General features: G+C 45.9%; 23 protein-coding genes and 1 pseudogene. 12 read left to right on the top strand and 12 right to left on the bottom strand.

Going from position 1 to position 19,643, the window contains the following annotated elements:
* Positions 1-160 precede the first annotated feature (160 nt).
* Both rpaB and HRE53_RS27080 read left to right on the top strand, forming a co-directional pair.
* Entirely contained in the window at positions 161-943 is a 783-nt protein-coding gene (gene rpaB, locus HRE53_RS27085; RefSeq protein WP_235111651.1) for a response regulator transcription factor RpaB, read from the top strand.
* A 197-nt stretch (positions 944-1,140) separates the two neighbouring features.
* Positions 1,141-1,695 carry a hypothetical protein gene (locus tag HRE53_RS27080; protein WP_235111650.1) on the top strand — a complete coding sequence of 185 codons (555 nt, stop codon included), beginning with the start codon at positions 1,141-1,143 and terminating at the stop codon, positions 1,693-1,695.
* Between the two features lie 151 nt (positions 1,696-1,846).
* On the opposite strand, the gene HRE53_RS27075 is transcribed toward HRE53_RS27080, so the two are convergent.
* Both HRE53_RS27075 and HRE53_RS27070 read right to left on the bottom strand, forming a co-directional pair.
* The gene (locus HRE53_RS27075) at positions 1,847-2,371 is read right to left on the bottom strand and encodes a hypothetical protein (protein ID WP_235111648.1); all 525 of its coding nucleotides are present in this window, start codon (positions 2,369-2,371) and stop codon (positions 1,847-1,849) included.
* A 197-nt stretch (positions 2,372-2,568) separates the two neighbouring features.
* A complete protein-coding gene (locus HRE53_RS27070) occupies positions 2,569-3,186 on the bottom strand; it encodes a hypothetical protein (RefSeq protein ID WP_315876759.1) in 618 nt (205 codons plus the stop codon).
* A gap of 115 nt (positions 3,187-3,301) precedes the next feature.
* Between HRE53_RS27070 and HRE53_RS27065 the strand changes: the two genes are divergently transcribed.
* Positions 3,302-3,559: an RNA-binding protein gene (locus tag HRE53_RS27065; RefSeq protein WP_235111646.1), complete on the top strand. Its 258-nt coding sequence runs from the start codon at positions 3,302-3,304 to the stop codon at positions 3,557-3,559.
* A 21-nt stretch (positions 3,560-3,580) separates the two neighbouring features.
* On the opposite strand, the gene HRE53_RS27060 is transcribed toward HRE53_RS27065, so the two are convergent.
* The gene (locus HRE53_RS27060) at positions 3,581-3,844 is read right to left on the bottom strand and encodes a putative dsRNA-binding protein (RefSeq protein WP_235111643.1); all 264 of its coding nucleotides are present in this window, start codon (positions 3,842-3,844) and stop codon (positions 3,581-3,583) included.
* Between the two features lie 794 nt (positions 3,845-4,638).
* Here HRE53_RS27060 and HRE53_RS27055 point away from each other — a divergent pair.
* The 5 genes from HRE53_RS27055 to HRE53_RS27035 all read left to right on the top strand — a co-directional run bounded on the left by HRE53_RS27055 (position 4,639) and on the right by HRE53_RS27035 (position 10,944).
* Positions 4,639-5,451, top strand: coding sequence for a reverse transcriptase N-terminal domain-containing protein (locus tag HRE53_RS27055; RefSeq protein WP_235111641.1), 813 nt, complete (start codon positions 4,639-4,641; stop codon positions 5,449-5,451).
* The gene (locus tag HRE53_RS27050; RefSeq protein WP_235111639.1) at positions 5,366-6,109 is read left to right on the top strand and encodes a group II intron maturase-specific domain-containing protein; all 744 of its coding nucleotides are present in this window, start codon (positions 5,366-5,368) and stop codon (positions 6,107-6,109) included. Before HRE53_RS27055 ends, HRE53_RS27050 begins: the two co-directional genes overlap by 86 nt.
* A 70-nt stretch (positions 6,110-6,179) precedes the next feature.
* Complete coding sequence (locus tag HRE53_RS27045) at positions 6,180-6,368, top strand: HNH endonuclease (RefSeq protein ID WP_235111637.1); 189 nt, start codon at positions 6,180-6,182, stop codon at positions 6,366-6,368.
* A gap of 786 nt (positions 6,369-7,154) precedes the next feature.
* A complete protein-coding gene (locus tag HRE53_RS27040) occupies positions 7,155-7,520 on the top strand; it encodes a hypothetical protein (RefSeq protein WP_235111636.1) in 366 nt (121 codons plus the stop codon).
* Positions 7,521-7,524: 4 nt separating this feature from the next.
* Positions 7,525-10,944 (top strand): SNF2-related protein, encoded by a 3,420-nt coding sequence (locus HRE53_RS27035; RefSeq protein WP_235111634.1) that lies wholly within the window; start codon positions 7,525-7,527, stop codon positions 10,942-10,944.
* On the opposite strand, the pseudogene HRE53_RS35315 reads toward HRE53_RS27035, so the two are convergent.
* Positions 10,894-12,284, bottom strand: a pseudogene (locus HRE53_RS35315) (ISKra4 family transposase). The gene HRE53_RS27035 and the pseudogene HRE53_RS35315 overlap by 51 nt on opposite strands.
* 58 nt (positions 12,285-12,342) lie before the next feature.
* On the opposite strand from HRE53_RS35315, the gene HRE53_RS27015 reads away from it, so the two are divergent.
* The 3 genes from HRE53_RS27015 to HRE53_RS27005 are packed head-to-tail and all read left to right on the top strand — an operon-like array spanning position 12,343 to position 13,917.
* Positions 12,343-12,987 (top strand): hypothetical protein, encoded by a 645-nt coding sequence (locus tag HRE53_RS27015; protein WP_235111625.1) that lies wholly within the window; start codon positions 12,343-12,345, stop codon positions 12,985-12,987.
* Positions 12,947-13,633, top strand: coding sequence for a hypothetical protein (locus HRE53_RS27010; RefSeq protein ID WP_235111623.1), 687 nt, complete (start codon positions 12,947-12,949; stop codon positions 13,631-13,633). Before HRE53_RS27015 ends, HRE53_RS27010 begins: the two co-directional genes overlap by 41 nt.
* An 11-nt stretch (positions 13,634-13,644) precedes the next feature.
* Positions 13,645-13,917 carry a hypothetical protein gene (locus tag HRE53_RS27005; RefSeq protein ID WP_235111621.1) on the top strand — a complete coding sequence of 91 codons (273 nt, stop codon included), beginning with the start codon at positions 13,645-13,647 and terminating at the stop codon, positions 13,915-13,917.
* Positions 13,918-13,948: 31 nt separating this feature from the next.
* Here the strand turns inward: HRE53_RS27005 and HRE53_RS27000 are convergent, their stop codons facing one another.
* The 7 genes from HRE53_RS27000 to HRE53_RS26970 form a co-directional block, all read right to left on the bottom strand.
* Positions 13,949-14,458, bottom strand: coding sequence for a type II toxin-antitoxin system YhaV family toxin (locus HRE53_RS27000; protein WP_235111620.1), 510 nt, complete (start codon positions 14,456-14,458; stop codon positions 13,949-13,951).
* A gap of 2 nt (positions 14,459-14,460) precedes the next feature.
* A complete protein-coding gene (locus HRE53_RS26995; RefSeq protein WP_235111618.1) occupies positions 14,461-14,793 on the bottom strand; it encodes a type II toxin-antitoxin system PrlF family antitoxin in 333 nt (110 codons plus the stop codon).
* A 275-nt stretch (positions 14,794-15,068) separates the two neighbouring features.
* The gene (locus HRE53_RS26990; RefSeq protein ID WP_235111612.1) at positions 15,069-15,578 is read right to left on the bottom strand and encodes a hypothetical protein; all 510 of its coding nucleotides are present in this window, start codon (positions 15,576-15,578) and stop codon (positions 15,069-15,071) included.
* A 22-nt stretch (positions 15,579-15,600) separates the two neighbouring features.
* Complete coding sequence (locus HRE53_RS26985; protein WP_235111611.1) at positions 15,601-16,146, bottom strand: KilA-N domain-containing protein; 546 nt, start codon at positions 16,144-16,146, stop codon at positions 15,601-15,603.
* Positions 16,147-16,237: 91 nt separating this feature from the next.
* Entirely contained in the window at positions 16,238-16,888 is a 651-nt protein-coding gene (locus HRE53_RS26980) for a sigma-70 family RNA polymerase sigma factor (protein ID WP_235111609.1), read from the bottom strand.
* Positions 16,889-17,033: 145 nt separating this feature from the next.
* Positions 17,034-17,384, bottom strand: coding sequence for a hypothetical protein (locus tag HRE53_RS26975; RefSeq protein ID WP_235111607.1), 351 nt, complete (start codon positions 17,382-17,384; stop codon positions 17,034-17,036).
* A 75-nt stretch (positions 17,385-17,459) separates the two neighbouring features.
* Positions 17,460-19,064: a DUF6399 domain-containing protein gene (locus tag HRE53_RS26970; protein WP_235110408.1), complete on the bottom strand. Its 1,605-nt coding sequence runs from the start codon at positions 19,062-19,064 to the stop codon at positions 17,460-17,462.
* A 124-nt stretch (positions 19,065-19,188) separates the two neighbouring features.
* Between HRE53_RS26970 and HRE53_RS26965 the strand changes: the two genes are divergently transcribed.
* Complete coding sequence (locus tag HRE53_RS26965; RefSeq protein WP_235111605.1) at positions 19,189-19,362, top strand: EAL domain-containing protein; 174 nt, start codon at positions 19,189-19,191, stop codon at positions 19,360-19,362.
* Here the strand turns inward: HRE53_RS26965 and HRE53_RS26960 are convergent.
* Complete coding sequence (locus tag HRE53_RS26960) at positions 19,343-19,630, bottom strand: hypothetical protein (protein WP_235111603.1); 288 nt, start codon at positions 19,628-19,630, stop codon at positions 19,343-19,345. The two genes, HRE53_RS26965 and HRE53_RS26960, sit on opposite strands and share 20 nt — an antisense overlap.
* Positions 19,631-19,643 lie beyond the last annotated feature (13 nt).

The raw sequence follows: 19,643 nt of genomic DNA, 5'->3' as shown, positions 1-19,643 counted from the left end.
TGTGAGGCAAGATGATACATCTGTAGACCATGTTTCTAAAAAAATTTAACTCGAAAACATCTATTGACATGGTTTTAAATATATTTTAATTTTGGGAAATTAATTCAGACTAGAATATTGGAGGTTTTCCCAAGACTTTCATAAAAGGAAGTCTGACTCTATGGATAGTGAAAGTAAACCACAATATAGAATTTTAGTTGTTGATGATGAAGCTTCTACCCGTCAAATCCTAGATACTCGCCTCTCCATGATGGGCTATGAAGTCATCACTGCTACAGATGGCATTGAAGCCCTGGAATTGTTTCATACTCAGCATTTTGACCTGATCATCTTAGATGTGATGATGCCAAAACTTGATGGCTATGGTGTCTGTCAATCAGTTCGAGAAACATCCAGAATTCCAATCATTATGTTGACCGCACTGTCGGAAGTCAAGGATCGTATCTCTGGCTTAGATATGGGGGCGGATGATTACATGATCAAACCCTTCTCACCTAAAGAATTAGAGGCCCGGATTCAATGTATTCTCCGACGCTTGGAAGCTCTTAAGCTGTCTGACTCTCAATTTAGCGGTGTAGTGCAGATGGGCTCATTACACATTGATACCAACAAACAGCAGGTGTTCCTAGATGGTGACCGCATTAATCTAACCCATATGGAATTCTGTCTATTAGAATTCCTAGCAATTCACCCTAATACAGAAATTTCTCGCCAAGAGCTTTTACAAAAGGTATGGGGATACAGCATAAATTCCATGATCGATTCTCGGGTTGTTGATGTTCACATCTCTCGTCTGCGTCATAAGCTTAGAGCAGACGAAGAAAAGTCTATGTCAATTAAGACTGTTCATGGAGTAGGTTACAACTTGCAACCTACTCATTATGAAATAGCAGAACATGCTACACACAAAAATACTGACGACCTCCCGAAGTTGAACACATGATAGATTGGAGCTTGGCCGATGGTTGGTCTATTCCTAAATGTGCTAACTAGCTCGCTTGAATTCTCGATACCATACCGCACCAGCAGGAAATGTACACTATTTTTTATGCGTTAAGCATACTCCTGTAATCTACCCTCCGAAAACTTCAATGAAGCTCACATTCTATTCGAATGTAAGCATTAGCAGAGGTCCTATTAATGAGCAATTCACCATACCCTTCTAGCTCAGATCCTAATTTTCATGAGCCGTCCCTAGAATCATCAAATGCGACCAAGTATGCAGAACTAGATCGGACGGTTCATGACATCAGAGTTGAAAATACCAGACTCAACTCTGATGTTCAACAACTGCGAGGTCGTACTGCGACCCTCATAGGGTTGCTCATTGGGCTAATTTTATTGATGATTGGTGGATTTGCATGGCTAGCAATCAGCTTGCAAAATCTAGAAAAAGAAGAACAACAAAGAGCCAATGGTATTGATCCAGCACTTGCTAAGCAAGTTGAACAACTAGAGAAAGAAGTAAACGATCTCAGTAAAGCCCTTCCCGGAAATTTAACAGATACCTTGCAATCCAATCAAACAACATTAGCGCAGCTGCAAACCCAACTCCAACAGGTGACCAGTCAGATCAAAGCACTAGAGCAATCGTCGAATAATGTCCAACCTCAACCCAATACTGCACCCCAAACTCCCCCACCCTCTAATCAACAGTCTTCAGAATCTCCACAACCTACAAGCAGTCCACAATAGAACTATTCAAAGCCAAATCATCCTTAACTGCTGAGATAGATTCAAGAATGGTTATGATCACGACCCACTCACGATCCAAGCTAGCTTTTACCCCCAAAACAGGTTGACTCCAAAGACCTCAACCTGAGGAATGAATAAACTGGCTTATGAATTAGAAAGTATCCTGAAAAAACTCTTTGGTGTCTTCAGCTGCATCGCCAACCGCATCTCCAGTATCGTTAAGACCTGACTCAGTCGCATCAACTGCATCTTCTGTTGTGTCAGCAGTTACATCCGCTGCGTCGCCCGCAAATTCTTCAGTTTCATCAGCTGCATCTCCTACAGCATCAGCTGCATCGTCTGCTGAGTCTTCTATCGTATCAACAACATCTTCTGTTGTATCAGCAGTTGCATCAGCCCCATCTTCTAAGCCATCTTTAGCATCATTAGCAACATCTTCTGTAGTACCGACTCCTTCCTCGATACCTGATTCTACGTCTTCCTCTGCTTTATCTAGTCCTGCTTGGAGATGGGCAAAATCTTTATTCAGCTGGACCTGTGCTTGTCTTTGTTCTGCTGTAATTTGCTGGGGAGTGGCTGTATTCCGAGCATAACTAGCTTCACCCAAAGCAAAAGAAGTGATACCTACGGCCAACGCAGGAATGCCCATTTGAGCAAGTCGTAAGATAATTTGCATAGAGAAGCTTTCTCCTTTGAAATAATTTGAATCAAGATCTATATCAGTTCAAACTTAGTGTTTATTGATATCCAATAACATCAATAGAAAGGTAGAGATAAAAAAGCAAGATATCTAACTTTGAGTAGAGAGAAGACGTTGAGTTCCTTTTGAAGATATTAGCGGCCAAAACCCGAAGTTATTAAACACCATTCCAATCACCCCCAAACCCTACTCACCCGCTCCCGCTCCAACCACACTCCGATCATCTCCCCGATTCGCTCCATAGTCTCACCTGGCCTCAGCTCAATCACCTGAAGAATCTCAAAGTTCTCCTCAATCTCAATGGCGCACTCCAAGCAGAACTCAGGCGTAGCAAACACCTCCCTCACAAAAGGCTTCCCCGTTCCCTTCACCGTAATCCAGTACTGCCCAACTCCATTCTTAGCAACGGCCAGATACTCCAGCTCCCCTCCCTTCCTAGTCTGCTCAACCAACTTCTTCTGCCCCAACTCCAGATTCCTGAATCGCCTCTCTAGGTCAGCCGATATGCTGGGAATTCTCGGTTGACGGGTCTGGGTAATTTCTGAGAATTTGGGCTGAGGGGTGCGCTCTGGTTGGGTTGACCTTGAGGTAGGTCGGGAAGTGCGATTGTTCTTTACCAGCTCTCCCTGTCCAGCTTCTCGCTTGGCTGGTCGGGTGCCTTCCGGTGCTTTCTTGGGGGAGGCTATTTTGCTTAGGAACTTTGGGGGTGGGAGTGACGGGCTTGGGTTTTTCTGGGGTGGTCTGGGGGGGGGGTGGGCTTGGAGTTGAGGCTGATGATTTGGGGGGTTCATTAGCTTTTGCTGGATACGTTAGCATGATCATTGAGAGTGCCAATATCAAATCACCAGTTACTTCTCTGAAGTTGGCACAAAAACTTAAGCAACATACTACTTTGGATTATTTGTCATGTCGATTTATGTTGGCAACCTTTCCTATGAAGTTACTGAGGAAGCCTTAAGCAAAATATTTGCGGAATACGGTGCTGTGCAAAAGGTTAATATTCCCACTGACAGAGAAACAGGCAAGATTAGAGGGTTTGGCTTTGTAAAGATGATTGACGAAACTGAAGCAGCTCAGGCCATCGAAGACTTGAACGGGGCTGAGTGGATGGGGCGCACCCTGAAAGTGAATATGGCAAAGCCCCGTGCTAGCAAGGGAGGGTAACCCCTACGAAATGGAGCCAGCTTAAGAAAGTAAACCCAACAACTTCCCCGCAGCCCTCACCTTCGCCTGTTTCTTAGACGAACCCTCACCAACTCCTTCTAGGCCCATCGCCCGCACTATGCAGCGAAAACCTTCCGGTATCACCTCAAACTTATATCTGGGCATAGAGATTTGCTGACGTTGACATAACTCCTGCAACTCACAGATCGGATTCTCTATCACGCCACCAGCCAAGCTCACGGGTTCCTCCTGGTCTTCATCAGCTTCTTCCTGGCCTGGGTGCAAGACCCTCACCTATTGTTCAGCTTTGCGGATGGCTCGGTTTCTGGCGCGATCTAGAAATTTGATCAATGCATCTTCTGGGTCATCATTGGGATAAAGGTAGGCGAGGAATCCGAGAGTGCGATTCGTTCCTACACGAAAGGCTAAAAAGCTAATAAGGTAGGGCTTCTGAGAGATAACCCCTTCTGGGTTGAGTTCGCACTTTAATCTCTCTCAGATGATAACTTGATGTACTTGTAGGTGATGCCTATGAATCTAAGAAACAGAAGCTAGTCCTACCCACCCGGTATAAGGTGTGAAAGCATAACCCCCATCTCAACGGTTTAGTGCCAATGGGATGAAGCGGGGATAAATGTCGGTATCTGGAAGCCTAATCTGGAAACCCGGCTAGCACGTGTGCATGAGTAAAGCTCAATGAGCCTGAATGTATGACTGAACCATCGTGATCCTCAACCAGTGAAAAGGCTGAAATGATTATCCAGCAATGCTTGACAATCACAACACTGGAAACAAAAGTTACTGATTTCTCGAACCTTCTCATGCTTGGAAAGAAGGTTTTATACCCATAACGAAATCCGGTGGAAAGTACAACTCTAAACACACAAACAAAGAACATCAGGAACGAAGTAACCTGACCAGTTTTTCACTCTAGAAGGTCGAATATCTAGAGCAGGTACTAAACCGAATGGACTGGCAGGAGGGATGGTCTAAGAAGCCAATGCCTGGGGTAATGCCCAGGATACGCAGACGTAGACCCGATAGTACGGAATGAAGAGCCTTTAGTCAGAGTAAAGACGATGACACACTCAATTATGGGTAGTGATGAATGGACAGACATCAACTGGAAACAAGTCCAGAAGAATGTCTATCGACTCCAAACCAGAATCTTCAAAGCCAAACATCGTGGTGATACTAAGCAGGTTCACAGACTCCAGAAACTATTGATGAAGTCCAGATCTGCCAAGCTTCTAGCAGTCAGACGGATCACGCAGGATAATCAAGGCAAGAAAACAGCAGGAGTGGATGGGGTAAAATCCCTGACACCGGAAGAACGGCTTGACCTCGTGAATAACCTGTACCTAACCGGAAAATCTAAACCGACGCGACGGGTGATGATCCCAAAACCCGGAACGACGGAGGAAAGACCGTTAGGAATCCCTTGCATGATGGAAAGGGCAAGGCAAATGCTAGTGAAACTAGCACTTGAAGCCGAATGGGAAGCGGTTTTTGAAACCAACACCCACGGCTTTAGAACTGGACGGGGTGCTCATGATGCAATCGAGACAATTTTCAACGGTATCAAGTCCAAAGAAAAATATGTTTTGGACGCTGATATTTCGAAATGTTTCGACAGGATAAACCAGAAAAAGCTATTGACTAAGCTGAACACCTTTCCCAGCTTAAACAGGCAAATTAAAGCCTGGTTGAAGTCGGGAGTGGTACTAGATGGCCAACTCTTTCCAACCAATGAAGGGGTACCCCAAGGGGGGACGATTTCCCCATTATTAGCTTTAGTAGCCCTTTATGGATTGGAAACAGCGATTAGAGAATGCATACATCCAAGTAAGACGGCACAACAGGAATTATGTGTCTGTTTTTTATGCCGATGACTTCGTCATTCTCCATAAATCGCTAGATGTCATTTTACGGTGTAAATCAGTAGTGGAAGCCTGGTTAAAGGAGATGTCTCTAGAATTGAAACCTAGCAAAACCTGTATTTCCCATACACTTATTCCGTATGAAGGAAAGGTTGGATTCGATTTTCTCGGCTTCAATATCCGTCAGTATCCGGTTGGGAAACACCAATCTGGTAAAAGCCCACACGGTAAAAAACTAGGTTTCAAAACAATCATCAAGCCCAGCAAAAAGAAGGTAGCCCTGCATATTCAGAAACTTAGAGATACCATCGATGCTTATAAAACAGCGTCCCAAGCGGCACTGATTAACAAGCTCAACCCGATAGTTAGGGGATGGTGTAACTACTACTCACGGGTATGCAGTAAACAAACCTTCGCAAGTTGTGACAAAGTTCTGTTTTCACAACTAAGAGCATGGGCAAGGTACAGAACCGGAAAATTTAATCCCAAAACCCTGCTCAAATACTGGCATTACATTGAGGATAGGCTTACTTTCTCAACGCAGAAAGGAATGAAATTAATCTCTCATTCTTCTATCCCAATCGTGCGCCATATAAAAGTAAAGGGGAACAGGAGCTTCTTTGATGGGGGATGTACTGTACTGGAGTACAAGAAGAGGCAAACACCCTGAATTACCTAACCAAGTAGCCTTACTACTTAAAAGGTACAAAGGGAAATGCCCAGCATGTGGACTACTGTTTATGGAAGGCGATTTAGTTGAGGTTGACCACAAAATTCCGAAATTGGATGGTGGGACAGATAGATTCGACAATCTGCAACCGCTTCATCGCCATTGCCACGATGTAAAAACCGCCCGTGATAACGCTAACCGTAAGGCTTTGGTACAGGAAACTGAATTAGAGTCAATCGAAAGCGTCATCAAAATATAGGGCAAATGGTACTGATGACAACAGCCGTATTGTTGAGGAGCGGTGTGAGTTCGAAAGTCTCATGCACCGTTCTGAATGGGAGGGTGACAGGGTGACCTGTCACTCGACCCTAACTGTTCAGGGGTTAGGTGGATGGTTAGGCTGGAGGTGTGTTGGGGGACGGCCTTCCAATAGCAACGGTACCTGTTGGCGAACGTGTTATATGGAAGAAATTGAAGGTACTACAAGTGCAATAACTTACTAACTTTCGTTGTTTACATGAACATGTAACACAGTTGTAGAGGTAGTTGAAATACATTCGCCAACAGCAACGGAACCATACGGCGGTTAGGTAAAACAAGAAATCTTGAAATCCCCTATTCATAGGCATTACAGAATTTCAGGTATTATGTGATCTGATTTCAGAGATAGATGTTTCTGATTTTCCTTCACTGTCCCATCTTGACCTGTTAATGGGACAGTTGTTTTCTAAAATCCTTGTAAACCAGGGTTTTGAAGGCGTTAACCAAAATTACTCTAGATATTATAAATGGAACAGTTCTTCTTCTAACCTCTATATGGTTCCATTGCTATTGGAAAGCCATTCTCTATCTTTTTTAGTAAATATGTACTTATTTTAGTGAAAATTACCTGATTCCCTAAGAGTAATTCGCAAAATTTGCCTCACCAGCCCGTTCACCTCCTCAAACTCTGGGTAAGTTTCCAATATCCGTCGAGAATCTATCGGCAGATTTGCCCAAGTCCATTGTGCAATGATCAAGTCGATCAATTCACAGGTAAATTCCCATGACTGATTCCAAGAACCTACCCAAATGGGCCAGCGCTTATGTCGAAAACATGAAGCAATATCGGCCCAAAACCTATGCAGAGTGCATAGAAGCAGGAAGTCTCGAAAGAATTGCTTTGTCTGTGCAGGAGGGTGCTGAGGCAGCTTACCAACAGCTTGTGCAGCACTACATGAGTACAGGCTCAGATGAATCTTCAGCCCAAGCCTTTGCCAAAAGTGATGTGATGCGCCAGCACATCTGCATTGCACCGTCGCCAGATGAGGAGGATGACGACGAGGGAGAAGTTGAAGACTGGGACGAAATGTATGGAGGCGAATACGAAGAAAATTATGACTCTAATGACATTTATATAAGTAGAGACTAAAAATATGGCTGATCACTTCCGTTCCCCTGAACATGCGCTACGAGAACGATTACCACCTGATTCAACCCTAAAGAATTTTGGCTACATCGCTCAAAAGGACATCATCTGGCAACGGCGTGGGGATTGGCTGGAGCCTACAAACTTCAAAGGTAAACGGGCGCAAAGGATTAAAGGAATGCTAGAAATCCGCGATGCCGTTCAAGAGATGTTTCGGGTGCAAATTCGAGGAGGGCCTGATGATAATTTAGGTGCTGCTCAGGCTAAATTAAATCAGGTTTACGACAATTTTGTAGACAAATTTGGTAATCTCTCTGCTTCATCTAACACAAGAGTTTTCAATTTAGATCCAGATGCTCAACTCATCCTGGCCCTTGAGCAAAAAAATGAAGACACTAAGGAGATTGAAAAAACTGCTGTCTTCACCCAACGAACGGTTCGCCCCAAACAGATCAAAGAGTCTGTCAAAAGCAGTCAGGAAGCATTACTTGCATCCTTAAATGAGCACAACGAAGTCGTATCGGGTTACATGGCTCAGTTGTTGGGAGAGAAAGAAGACACCGTACTCTCAGACTTAAAGCGCCAGGGATTAGTCTTCAAGGACCCAGGCACAGAACAATGGCAAGCAAAAGATCACTATCTTTCAGGAGGGGTGCGCGAAAAGCTGAAAATTGCCCAAGCTGCGGTGCTGGGGAATCCCGAATTTCAACCTAACGTTGAAGCTTTACAAAAAATCCAGCCTCGCAACCTAGGTCCAGGTGAAATTGAGGTTCGCTTAGGTTCCCCCTGGATTCCTCCTGAAGTGATCGAGGACTTCACCCATGAGTTGCTGCAAATCCCGAAAGAAAATAGTGGCATCGTAGTTGAGAATAAAAACCACCTTGCATTGTGGGCGGTGATGGCTGATTCCTCCATCAGAGAGAATCCCCATAACCAGACAACCTACGGGACAAAAAATCTCTCTGCCTTAGATCTGATACAGCATTCACTCAACCTTAAGGATGCAACCGTCTACTACAGAGGTGATACGTATAAGCTGCTGGTTGATCAGGAGGCTACTCTCTCTGCTCGAATGAAGCAAGATCAAATCAAGGAGCGATTCAAGAACTGGGTCTGGCAGGACCACAGCCGCTCAGAGCAGTTATGCCAAATTTACAATGACCGCTTTAACGGCACGGTGATCCGGGAATTCAGGAATCCCAACTTGGAAATGCCGAGATCCAACCCCGATATCACCCTTAACCCACATCAAAAGGATGGTGTTTGGAGATCGTTGCAATCTCCCACGACACTCCTAGCTCATGAGGTTGGCGCAGGTAAGACCTTCACGATGGTTGCTAGTGCTATTGAGATGCGACGGTTAGGTGTTGCCAAAAGGCCAATGATTGTCGTTCCCAACCATATGTTGGCCCAGTTCACCAATGAGTTGCAGCAGCTCTATCCTAATGCCAAAGTCTTGGCACCAGGGGAGAAGGATACTAAAGTAGCCAAGCGCAATGAGCTAATGGCCCGGATTTCCACGGGGGATTGGGATGCCGTGATCGTGACTCACTCTACGTTTACCCTGCTACCCCTTTCCAAAGAGCAGGAGAAGGCTTTTTATACTCAGCAGTTAAAGGAAATCGAATCCACCTTAAACAATCAGGATGGCAAGCAGAGTAATGCGATCGTTAAGGCATTGGCACGAGAACAGCTCAAGTTGCAGGATCGGATTGACGCGATCAGCCAAAGGGATCGGCAGAATGATGGCCTATTTTTTGACCAGCTTGGCATTGATGCCTTGTTTGTTGACGAGGCGCACCTGTGGAAGAACTTGGGCCGAGCCAGCAAACTTCAAAACATCACAGGGCTATCCAACACTACGTCTCAGCGGGCGATGGATGCCTTTATAAAGTGTCAGCTCATCCGCAAGCAAGGTGGTCGCCTGGTATTTGCCACAGGGACACCGATTTCTAATTCCATTGCAGAAATGTATACGATACAACGGTTCTTGCAGCCTGAAACGCTGGAGAAACAGGGCATTAGCCACTTTGATGCTTGGGTAGGAACCTTCGCAGAGAAGATAACTGCACCAGAGATTGACGCAACGGGGCGGTTCAAGCTTACGACGCGCTTAACCAAGTTCACAAACGTACCGGAATTAATGAATTTGTTCCGGGAAACCGCAGATATCAAGACGATCGAACAGCTTAACTTGCCTGTACCGGAGGTGGAGCAGATCACGGTGGCTACCCAAGCTTCCCAAATGCAGTTGAAATACATGGAGCATCTGATCCATCGAGCCGAATCTGTGACTGCTCGTTCAGTCGAACCTGATCAAGACAATATGCTATGGGTGACCACCGATGGTCGCCGATCTTCTTTAGATATGCGCCTGGTTTCTCCTGAGCTACCGAACCATCCTCAAAGCAAAGTGAATCAGGCAATTACCAACATCCATCAGATTTGGGAAAGCACGGCCCAGAATCGGCTGACCCAGATGGTGTTTTGTGACCTGGGAACCCCTAAAAAATTAAAGGCAGGGCAGACAGTCCCCTTTAGCCTCTATGGGGAAATCAAAGCAGGGCTGATCGCCAAAGGTATTCCATCTGAAGAGATTGCCTTTATCCATGATGCGAAAAACAACACCCAGAAAGAAGATCTCTACGCCAAGATGCGTAATGGAACAGTGCGTGTCCTCATCGGCTCGACCTCTAAATGTGGCGTAGGCATGAACATCCAGACCCGTTTGATTGCGGAGCATCATATGGATGCCCCTTGGCGTCCTGCGGATATTGCCCAGCGAGAAGGTCGTATCATTCGGCAGGGCAACCGAAATAGTAAGGTCATGGTGCTCACCTACGTCACGCAAGGGAGGGATGGGCAGATTGGGTTTGACTCTTATTCCTGGCAGACCTTAGCCCGCAAAGCAGAGATGGTGGGTCAGGTCATGAACGGCGACTCCACGATGAGATCCGTAGATGATATTTCTGGAGCGGCCCTGAGCTTTGATGAAATTAAAGCAATTGCCACGGGGAACCCACTCATCATGGAAAAAGCTACTGTGGACAATCGAGTAACGGAGCTGACCCGATACCAACAAGCTTATTTGAATGATCGCTACGGAACACAGCAGGAAATCAAATACCAGATTCCGCAAGAGATAAAGCGGTTAACCCAGAAAATCCAGGGATTGAGCGAGGATATCGCTAGGCGACAAGATACCAGTGGCAATAAATTCACAATCGACATAGGAAATCGCACCCTAACTGAACGCGAACCAGCAGGCCAGTTGCTCCTGAAAATCCTTAGTGAGGCTGAACAACAAAACAAAACGGGAACTCAGAAGATTGGAACGTATGCAGGCTTTGACCTCAACGTTCACAATGGGGCGTATTTAGCGGATCGGGGATGCCTTAGTTTTCGGAATGGTCACCTCTGGGAATAAGGAGTCAAACCGTTCATTGACCCAGGCAATTCTCAAGATCAGTAAATGGTTGAAACCATCCTCACTCCAGCGCATGCCAACTCCCTTAAAGCGCTGCTGAATCAACCACTTGCATGCACTTTCAACCATTCCTGACCCGAGAGGAATCTGTTGCTGTTCAAAGTGCCGATAACGGATGTGGTGATGATGGCGTTGGAAATAAGCCTGCACCTGGAGCAACGTTGAAAAAGACTTTCCCGTTAACAGTTGTGAGTGAATCAATATCGTCAAGGACCGTAATACAAGTAGGTGTTGCCCGTGTCGCAATTGGTGTCGCCAGTGCCGGAACCAGGCTTGGGCTTGAGCAGAGCGGGCATCTCCAAACATCGCTTTAGTTGCTCGTGCCAGATGGCCTGCTGAATGAAAAAAGTCGAGGACTGCCACAGCACAATGAGAGAACAAGGTGCGATAGACTCGCCAGAAGCCTCGTCCCCCATCACTGAGCCAGATGACTTTTGGAGCAGATTCAAAGTCTTGTTTGTGAGCTTCGAGTTGAAGTAAAGGGATGAACTGGTCGATATCGCCCAATACTGCCACCAGTCTTCGACGCAGTAATTGGGGGACCTCCTTTTTAGCTCGGGTAACCCGTGTTCCCAGGCGAGCTAAGATGGCGACTTTGACTTCTCGCCACTGGATTTTTCCCTTGGGTGAGTTCGGGGTGGGCGAAAGGGGACCATCACACCATCGGCGGCAATGGCCAAAGGTAGAGCAGATAACATCTCTGAAATCGCTTCACAAGGGGCCTGAGTCCCTGATGATTGAGCGTTGAGTTGAGCTTCTAATTCCTGCTGAGCTTTGTTACCCACGGATTGCACCCAGTTCCACAAACTGGATGGACTCACGGATAGACCACTCCACTGACCCAGCATCCAACTGGCCAGTTCATAGGGCATGAACAGACTCAACAAGCAGCCCAGACGCACCAGTTCTTCGCTGCTGTGCTGATAGGGGGGAATCCCAATGGCTTGATCCAGGGGAGTCAACAGACTGCCTGGACATCCTTTGGGACAACGGCCCACCCGTCGCTTTCAAGAGATAGTGCCTACCAGTGTCTGCATCTGACGAGATTCCCATCCCTTCGAATGTAAGCGGGTTCCGCAGGTAGTACATACAGGCCATACAAATACTGCTTTCGCGCGCCTTGAGAGTTCATCCTCCAGAAGACAGCGAGCTAGAAACAAGCCCATTTGCAGAACGATATAAACCATCTGACTCAGGCTGGTTGATACTTTGAGTGCTTCAGTTTGTTCTAGAAATTCGTCATGGGCTAGCACGGTTAGCAATTGCGATGGTAGGGGCATGATAGTTTTTTGGTTCGGGTACAGGATCTATTGTCCTTGACCCGTTTTTCTTTGAGCCATGCATCCCCGATCCTTTGCTTACGCCCTTCACAATGATTCCTGGTATACAAAGTTGGTACTGCAATCGGAGAGTGGGCTATCCCATGAGGTGAATTGGGCAGAGACACCATCCGGGGTAATTCGCACTTTGGGCAACACCCTTAACAAGCTCTCTGAGCACCTGGAGTCAAGCCAGGAGAGTCTTGCTCAGCAGCAGGCTAAGCTGAAAGTGGTTGAGAAGGAAGCAACTCAGCCGTTCGAGTATGAGGCTGAATTGGAACAGCTATTAACCCGCCAGAAAGAAATTAATACAGAGCTGGGGCTGTATAAAAATGATGAACAGGCGATCGCTAAGGAAGCAGAAAATCCTGACGAGTCACCAAAACAATCGCAGAAAGAAGATCAATCTGAAGGCAAGGATGAAACTCTGAGCAACTTAGATGATCTAGGTAGCATGGACAGAAGCCTGGACTGGCTAGACGGCGTAGATCCTTTGGAAGAGGTGTATGTTCCTTGTGAGCCTACACCAGAATTAATGGCGGTGTTGCAAGACTTAGGCACCTTTGCCCTTGATCTAAAGCAAGTCGCCACTACGGTCCAGGTTGAAAAGGCAGAGATAGACAATGCATCTCAAGATCTATCTCCACCCCCCAGACCCAAGTGAAGTGAAAGAGTCCGAGGCCAAAGAAGCTAAGGCACCCACCCCTAAGACACCAGAGCCAACTGCCCGTGATATCGAAACATTCAATTTATTGAAGCAATGGCATCGGACAGCCCAGAAGCTTGGTAAATCTGACGCATACCGCGCAAGCATTGCAGATGTTGCCGCAGACTTCCAGGCAGGAAAACCTTTTTCTAATGAAACCCTGCAAGCAATGCAGCGAGACTTCAAGCAGTTAGATTTATACCAGAATACATCTCAGGTTGTGGAACCCACTGTCGCCCAACAGCTAGACCCCACAATTCAATTTAATGGGACTAAGGTTAGCATTACCCAGGCACGATCTATTTCGGCAACCGCAACCACAGTGTTAGATAAGGCAGGTGTTCAGCAGTCGGATGGCACCATTAAGTTCACTGGAAAACAGTTCGACCTCCAACGAACACCCGACCGTTCACTGCTAATCTCAATGGAGAAGCAAGGGGTGAAAGTCCCCCTGTATTACAACGGACAATTCAGCAATCGAGCCACCCACGCTGACAAGCAAGCCGTCAAAGGCATTCCCCAACGCTTAAGTCAGTCGATTGAACGAGCTAAACAGCAAAAATCTCACCAACAGAAGAAAAATTCTCAGCATCGACGTCACTAGGAAGCAATCTTATGAGTATGAATAATTCCCACCCACATCAAACGAACGTTGAACGCGATCTAGTAGTCACCAATCTAGGGGGGCACCTTTGCAGTCTTAGAACGCTAGCAAAATGCACTCTGGAATCTGCACAGCGGGCAGAAACCTGCTCACGAGAGATTCAGCAGGAGGGTCTAGCCAATAAGCTTGCTGCCCTTGAGTATCAAATTGTGGAAATTCAGAAGATGATCGATGACTCTGAAATTCAGGAATGGACTGGACCTGAGATGCATGTGCCTTTTTGATAACTTAGAACACCTGAAAAACAATGTAATTTCAAAAGTGTTTCTGAGTCCAACCTTGGGCAACTTTACCCAAGCGATGAGTCTCGGATTTTGCTTCTGAAAGTAAAATGCCCCAATTATCAGGAGGGTGACCACTATCAAGCATTCTCAAGAATGTTAGATAAGCATCTGTTTTACTACCATATGCCCGCTTGCACTTCTCATCGTTGACCCATGCGTAAATAATGATCTTGCTCTTGGAATGGTAACGAAAGAATAAGCGATATTGTTGATAGAATTTAGCCCTAAACCAATGCTTATGCTCAGATCCAAGAGTATTGCCTTGACGATATTGAGGAGCTTCAGGATTCTGAGGGATAACATCAAATGCTAGCTTCGATATAGCAGCTAAACGTTTTGTAGAATTCTTTGTGCGGTATCCACCAGGATCCTTGATAGCTATTCTTTGTACCTTTTCATAAAGGCTTTCTACCTGCATAAGGAAAAGGGGATGAGCAAAAATATTCCACCCATGAATAACTAGCGGTTGGTTACTAGCCAACCTTATTCATCCTCATCAGATAGGGGTGAGTCTAGGTCAATTTCAACACCAGCAACTAAAGCCTGAATATTTTCCACTAACTCAGGTCTTATCACTTGTATATGTTGCGGATTATTTGTCATATCTGTTTCAATAAATTTTAGAAAACTACCAATTGCAGGATCATCCTCTATTGGTTCTTTCTTTGAAATGACAACACTATTGTCAGGGAGGACACTGTAATAGATCCAATCCCCTTTTTGTAGCCCCAATAAGTTACGGACAGGACCTGGCACAGTCGTTTGATATTTTCCAGTGAGCTTAGAATTTGAAAGTGGAGCTAGTGCTGAAGACATAAATACTCCTCCAATCGGATATACTTTAAGGTAATGCAAATGCATTACCTTGTCAAGTGTGCCCACATTTGAATCTCTGCAAACATCTCGGGTTCGCTTCCAAGATTAATATGGCAAGAAAAACGCCTTATCCTTAACTCAAATTCATTTAACTTGCAGGAAGTAGAAGACTTTAATCTCTTGCTCCCTGATGTCTTACATAGTTGTTTTCTCTACCGAATAATTTAGAGAGTAGCTTCCTCTCATATCCAAAATACTTCGATTATTATTGTGTATCAGAAGACATCCCAGAAATCTATATCCAGGTCATCCAAATCAATGGGTTCATCACTGGCTGGAGTGCGATTCAGGGGAGGTAAGGCAATAGCCTGCCATTCACTCTCGTAATCTAATCGCTGAACGGTCAGGGTATACCGAGCCGAATTGGATAGTAATAGATCACTTGTCCCAGTCCCTTTTCCCAGTGCTATCCCTATGGCATAAAGAAGATTACCCAGACCCTCTACGGTTCCAGCAACACGTAGCCCACCAGCCTTCGTATAAATTTGAACCACTGGCAAAGCCCGCCAGTCCTGGTCGTCGTTACTCATGACTAATTCCTTCTGTGTTTGTTGGGTTTGGATAAATTTGGGTAAGTCGGGGATATTGAAATCCTTGCAAGCTTCAGAGGTTGGCTCTCGGTGCATATAGCTGGTAAGGGCACCTTCTTCTTCCAGGCGAACACCACAGCATTTGTGTTGGCGATTGAAGTAGATGCATTTCCCGCATTGGTTTGGTTTATTCATAGCGATTTTTCTTTAAAAGACTCTATTCTTTAGGGGTGGGGGAGGGTAAAGCGTTCAGACCTTCGCCCATCATCGCGGACCATTCTGGATGGGTCCGCTTGATTGCGCTTGACTTTGCAATGGCGAGTCTTGCAGGTTCTGCGACTCTTCCAAAGACGGCTTCCAACACAGACTCAATCTCATGTGGGCTAGGCTGCTCAAGCTCGGCCTTAGCGGAAGGATGTTGACTTTGCTTCCACTCTTTGACCCATTGGGTTAGTTGGTATTCAAACTCGACTGATAGCCAAGTCCCAAAGGCAATAGCTAGGTCAGGGTGAATCCAGGTGCCTTGTTTTTCGGGTATTCCACCTTGGCGAGTAATGACAAGTTCCGTTATCGTCTTTCCGGTAACGGCTGATACATAAGCGATGTAGGCTCTTGCTCTTTTCGTTTCAAGCCAATGTGCAGGTATTTTTTGCTTCCCCGTCGCCACTTTATACGCCTCACAAGCTTTCGTTGCATTCACATATCCATCGGCTTTTTGAATCCCCACCGATATGCCATGTATTCGATATTTATTTGTCTCCATATCATCCTCACAGTGGATAGGTTTATTTCTACTAGCCCAGACAATAGGCAGAGTGGGTGGGCTATAACCCACCCACACCAAGGGATTGCTCCTAGCTAGGATCTGCAGAAAAAACGAACGTGGCTAACTCTTTGAGTTGTGGGTTTTCTCGAAGCTGTTTGCAGGACTTCCTAATATGCCACATGACTGTTTTAGGTTTAATACCCAGGCTGGCAGCAATGTATTTAGATTCCTTGTCCTCCAGATAATAGTCATGCATCAACTTGGCTTCGTGTTCAGGCAATGAATCATTAATAATCTGTTCGAGCTTTTCTCTTAAAGCTTGATAAAAAGCCGACTTGAGAGGGGTATATCCATTGCTAGTGCTGTTGCTATGAATCTGTTGGTCGCAAGCGGCTTTGTTTCTGCGCTGATATCTAAATTCTTTATTAAAAGAGTTAATAAAGCGTTGGTTCAGTTGAAAGGACACCCAGTTCTTAAAACTTCTTTGCCTTCCAGGTTTATGAGGATTATGGTTATTCGCTGCCCGCTCTACACACATCACCCCCAGTTGGTACATTTCATCCCTTGGAATGCGGTGGGACAGGTTGGAGCGATAGATTTTATCCCAAATAACCGGGCGACACTCATTAATAAGTAACCTCAGCGCGCGTTCGCCTCTGATGCAAATCCGTTTCTCTGCGAGTGTCAGACCCTCTTTTTTACGTTTGAGCAATTGGGTCCGGGCCTGGACATCGGCCACTAACGCCCATTCTTTATCAAGTGTTAGAGGGGGGTCTGGGATCTGGGTTACTCTGGCTAGTTTGGGCAGTTTGAGTTTGTGTCATGATAAATTGACCTCTGTTTGTAGGGGTTGACTAGAGGCGATCACTTGTGTCCGTCAAAACTCAGTGATCGCCTTGTTGCATTGAAAGTTGTTGGGTAATCCAATGATTAGATGAAAACTGACTGATTCTTTCCCTACGCTCCTGTACCCGCAGAGTGTTCATGGTTGGTAACTTTCGCAGGAGTTCTTGGGTGGGCGAAAGGCCGAACTTTTGAGCGCAACGAGGACAGAACCACTTGAACTTTGACCGCTCTGAGTTGCCAGTGGGCATAGCCGCGATCGCAAGTCGATACTGACGGCAGGAACAACAGTGAGTCATCAGTGGTGTTTTGAGCAGGTACACTCCTGCCTTCTTTTCTAAGCACCAGTCTCTAAGCCTGATGCGGGTCGGCATTCTCGCTTTGGTTTGCATGATGAAATCTCCTTAAATGCAAAAGGATGTTAGGACGATCAGCCATATAGAAGGGGGCATCCCTCGGGTATCAATTTAAGCCGGGAAAATAGCTTGGGTTAAAGGGTTAGGCCGTTTTGTTTTTGAAGACTGACGTGCCACTGGCAATTCCCCCATAGAGCTAATAACTGACTCAAACACATCAGGAAAAGGATGCCCAAAAAGCCGTTGTGCTGCGGTAGTGCCATCTGCTCTTTTGAGGTCAAAATTGTGGATGATGGTGAGTACCTTCAAGGATTCTTCCGAGAACCCTCGGGCTGCATGATGCAATCGGGATAGATAGCCATTCCGTCCCTCAACTGCGGAGGAAGTTCGTTGATACTTCGTACTCATCCATTGCGCCCAGTCTACCCACTCCTGGCTTTTTTGAGAGTCCATCTGTTGAGTTATGGGGTGCTTAAGCAACTGGTCATAAGCTTGTTCAGTCGCCTTTCGATAATCTGCCTTGAGTAGAGGATTCCGGGTTTTGTCCGTTTGCTGTTGCCAATAAGCCCAGGGCAATAGGCACATGAGTACCCAGTTCTGTACATCAAGATCATCTGTGACTCCCTTTAGCGCTTGAGTCACCCATAGCCACCAAGCATGAATCCCTTGAGCCATTGATGGAATCTGTTGTTGGAATGAGTCAATAGCTTTACTCCCTTTCTGAGCACCATAGGTTTTGGCTAGAGCAGACATCTGGGCGAGGGGAGCCTTCAGCTCAGCCGATAGATCATCAAACAGTTGCCATTCCAAAGTCTTGATATTAAACGGATGAATGACTTGGGTAAGGCGATGAAGAACTTGATGATAGGCCGTCTTGTCCTGCTCCAGAGACTGCTGCTGAGCAGAAATCTCCGCTATTGATTGTTGGAGTTGTTGCTGTTTAGCCTCACTTCGAACGTTGAGAAGTTGCTGTTGAAGTACAGTCGCTTTTTTGTTCAACTGACTGATTTGACGACCCATATCACTGCCGATAGGTTGGGCTAAGGCACTCAGGGCATGGAATAAATCAGAAACACTGACACAGCCTAAGCCTGATACAGCTAATTTAATCAGGGCTGGAGCACCATCACTCACCATAAAATGACAATGCCATCCACAGCGGGTCCACCACTGCTGAATCTGGGCTTGCCAGGTGGCATAAGTACGGTTGGGACGTTCCACCTCTGTGAAGATAAAGCCACTAGCCAATTCCAACATCACTAAGATAGGCAACCCAAAAAAGGTTTCGTCCCCACCGACACAGATGCCCTGACCTTCTGTGGGTTGGCAATGCTCTTGTTGCGCAACATCATAGGCGATAATCGCGTCTCGCATCTTGCGTTTCAACAGCCGAAGGGAGCTGGCTGAAACGCCCACATGAGCATCTATGTGAATCGCTGTAAAAAATTCTGATAGACTCTCAGCTCCCACCCCATGTTTGATGCCGAAATAGTACACCACTCCTAAGACCATCACCCTGAGCCATTGACTCCCTGTCTGGGTTTCCCACCATAGTGACTCTGGATATTGGTTACGCCGAGCGATAGCCTGTTGATGACGATGAACACTGCTTTTTGATAGACCTGTCGCAGCAGCAATTTTCGCAATCCCTTTTACTCCCTGTTCGAACAGACAATCAGTGACGGCTTGGCAGCGCTCTCGTATTGTCAGGCTCATCGTTTCCTCTGTTGACTTGCAAAGGTACGATACAGCTCTCTGTGACTAATCGCAGAACTCTTTCCTATTTCACCTACAAAGGAGTGCGATCCTATCTGGAAATACTCAGGTCTTTTCCCGCTTTATGCTGGGAGCCGTGGCATCGATACAGGAAGTAGCCAAAGTCATGAAGATGCAAACAATTGCTGAGCAGGTTGAATCATATTCCACCCTTAAAGCACTATCAGAATTAGGGATAGATTATGCTCAAGGACATTGTTATGAACGAGCAACACCACTCAAACAAATCCTAACGTAATTTCTTTTCTTACTAAGAACTCTCCCTTCGTCAATGAAAAGTGAGACATCAATAGAGCAATCAATTTTTTTATCCATAAAAAACTAACCACGTTGTTTAGCAGCATCCCTGTTGATTGGACGGAAGGTGGAACTTCTGCATTCCTCTGGTTTGCCAGGAACTGCTTCCAAGCCGCAGTAATAGTGGAAGGTGCAACACCAACAAGCATTGCTAACAAGTTATTTGGAATTCTTTGGATCTCTTCCAGACTGAACTGTTGGCTAAACATTACTAATATAGCG

The sequence above is a fragment of the Acaryochloris sp. 'Moss Beach' genome (assembly GCF_021497025.1).
GTDB classification, from domain to species: domain Bacteria; phylum Cyanobacteriota; class Cyanobacteriia; order Thermosynechococcales; family Thermosynechococcaceae; genus Acaryochloris; species Acaryochloris marina_A.
This window is presented reverse-complemented; position numbering and strand designations above follow the sequence as displayed.